Origin of the sequence: Acidiphilium sp., from assembly GCF_049977125.1 — a bacterium.
Taxonomy (GTDB): Bacteria; Pseudomonadota; Alphaproteobacteria; order Acetobacterales; family Acetobacteraceae; genus Acidiphilium.
The window spans coordinates 1-2706 of sequence record NZ_JBMFGY010000275.1 but is presented as its reverse complement, the minus strand read 5'-3'; the positions used below and the strand labels follow the sequence as shown (position 1 = coordinate 2706).

General features: G+C 59.9%; 2 protein-coding genes. One reads left to right on the top strand and one right to left on the bottom strand.

What is annotated here, in order from left to right; translation table 11 throughout:
• Positions 1–413: 413 nt before the first annotated feature.
• Positions 414–1430 carry a glycosyltransferase gene (locus ACP5E6_RS17995; protein WP_427956615.1) on the top strand — a complete coding sequence of 339 codons (1017 nt, stop codon included), beginning with the start codon at positions 414–416 and terminating at the stop codon, positions 1428–1430.
• An 11-nt stretch (positions 1431–1441) separates the two neighbouring features.
• Here the strand turns inward: ACP5E6_RS17995 and ACP5E6_RS17990 are convergent.
• Positions 1442–2511 (bottom strand): IS630 family transposase gene (locus tag ACP5E6_RS17990; protein WP_427956612.1). Its coding sequence is split into 2 segments (ribosomal slippage): positions 1442–2019 and positions 2019–2511, totalling 1071 coding nucleotides; the frame shifts between segments, so codons are not numbered across the junction.
• Positions 2512–2706: the final 195 nt, after the last annotated feature.

Here is a 2706-nt window from a genome sequence, read left to right as displayed (position 1 = left end):
GCCTGTTCAACCGTGTTGGGCCATAGCGCCAGCTTGATGCCCCGTTCGTGATGGTCCGCGCGATTCCAGCCACCACAGCACGAATAATCCTGTCGTCTGCATTCGGCAAAGGCAAAACCACTGTCGAAGAAAAATCAATAGCTTTTAATTTAATACAAACCTCAGTTTTTCAAAAACTCCCGACGTCCTCTTGAAGTTATCCCACTTTAGGTTTTTAGATATTTTCCTGTGTTGTGGCAGACCTAATCATTGTACCTTGACGGGATATGTCGATCAGCGTCCATCTTGACCGCATCAGCGAACCGCCCGTTCCTGAGACCGCACACGAGTGCAACGATCTGGCACGCTTACCGTCGATTCGGTTACTTATGGCGACGCGTTATGGTCGTCTCGGTGCAAGCAGCCGGCTTCGCTTGCTCCAATATGTCGCGCCGCTCGCCGAGCAGGGTATCACCTGCACCGCCCGGCCATTTCTATCGGATCGTTACATCAGGGCGCTGTACGAAGGTCGCAGCCGCATCCCATCGGTGCTCGCCGCCTATGCGAGAGCGCCGGGGCTCCGTGCCAAGATAAGGGATCATGATCTAGTCTGGATCGAAAAGGAATTGCTACCGTTCGTCCCTGCGATATTCGAACGCGCATTGCTCGGTTCGGACACTAAGTTCATCCTCGATTTCGACGATGCCTGGTTCCTTCGTTACGGCGGCGAGGGTGACGTTTCGTTGCGCGACCGATTGGTGCGTACGGTCCTCGGTGGGAAATTCCCGTCGCTGTTGCGCCGGGCGGCGTTGACGATCGTTGCCAATGAAACCTTGCGAAACTGGGCGACTCAAGCCGGCGCCGCCAACGTTCTGCTTTTGCCCACCGTGGTCGATCTCGACCATTATCCACCGATCCCACCTTTGGATAACCCGGTCTTTACCATAGGTTGGATCGGTACTCCGCTGACCGCGCCCTATCTGGCGCAACTGTCCGAACCACTGCGTCAACTATCCGCCGAGGCACCACTTGAACTTCTGGTGATCGGCGCTCCTGGCTTCACCATTGAGGGTGTAATCTGCCGCCACCTCCCCTGGAGTGAAGCCACCGAGGCCGCCATGATCAGCCAGTGTGACGTCGGGATCATGCCCTTACCGGACGACGCGTGGGCGCGCGGCAAATCTGGCTACAAACTCATCCAGTATATGGCGGCGGCAAGGCCAACCATCGGCAGCCCGGTCGGGGCAAACACCACAATTATACAGGACGGTATTACCGGATGGCTCGCCAGCACCCCTGCGGAGTGGACCGATCGGCTACGTCACCTACGTGACAACCCGACGCTGCGTCACACCATGGGAATTGCAGCCCGCGATCGCGCTGCAGCTCACTATGCCCTTCAGGCCACCGCCCCCCATCTCGCAACGGCCATTCGCAGGCTTGTGGCGTAATACCAACCTGCCTATCCAATGACCGCTTTGATCCAGTCTCGTTGGGTGATCGAAGCGATTTGTTCTGGCATCTGCATGAACTTGTTCCAGGCGTTTCGGCAGGCGGCAAGGATTTCGTCGTAGCTGTTCCAGACCTGATGGCTGAGGAAGTTGCTGCGCAGAAATTGCCAGATGTTTTCGACTGGGTTGAGCTCTGGCGAATAGGGCGGCAGCAACAGCAGGCTGATATTGTCGGGCACCGGCAGACGTTCGCCGGCTTGATGCCAGCCGGCGCCATCGAGCACCAGCACGGCGTGCGCGCCGGGTGCGACCTGCGTGCTGATTTCGCGAAGATGCTCGGCCATCGCCTCGCTGTTGACTGCCGGCATGATGATGGCGGCGCCGATACAGCGTTCCGGGCAGACGGCGCCAAACAGATAGGCTGAGTCATGGCGATTGTCGCGCACAGCCAGTGGTCGGGAACCCCGCTCTGCCCAGACATAGGTCAGAGTTCCCTTCTGACCGACACGGGCTTCATCGGCGAACCACACCTCGATTGGCTTACGGGCCGCCCTGGCCGGGATCGCCGCCGCTACCAGGCCAGCGAAGTCTTTTTAAAAATGTCCTGTGCCGCAGCGTCCTTCTTCGGATGATACGGACGCGGCTGGACCCGCGTGAACTTGAGCCGCGCCAACAGTCGGCTGATCGAGGTCTCGTGCAGGGTAACCGAAAACTCGGCCTTGATCCGCCGCTGCAGGTCGACACAGCGCCACCGTACCACGCCGTCACGCTCCAGGTCCGGACCCTGCCTGACCCATGGCGCGATCTGCGCCTGCTGCGAAGCCGACAATCGGGGTGGCGGGCCGTTGCGCCGCGGCGCATCTCCCAGTCCTTCAGGTCCCAATCCATTGTAACGGTGCACCCAGTCGCGCAGCGTCTGCCGGTCCATGGCACAGGCCTCGGCCGCAGCGCGCCGCGACCAGCCTTCGAGAACAAGAGCAATCGCCAGCAGCCGCCTCGAAATCTTCGAATCCGTCGCGCGAGCCGCCCGCTCGCGCAGCGCCATAGCCGACAAGTCCAAACGCGTTATCGCTACCGTCATCGCAAACCTCCTCCGGGGAAGTTCAGCGAATCATACCCGCCCGAGCCGCGACAACTCACATTCGAGTCAACGGAACCTCAGGTTGGTATAACACGAACCGCGCGGCACCAAAGCACCGGGCGCCTCACGGCTCCACGCTGGGGTCACGGCTGATCAGTACGCGTTCCACCCGGCGACCGTTCATTGCCTGAACCT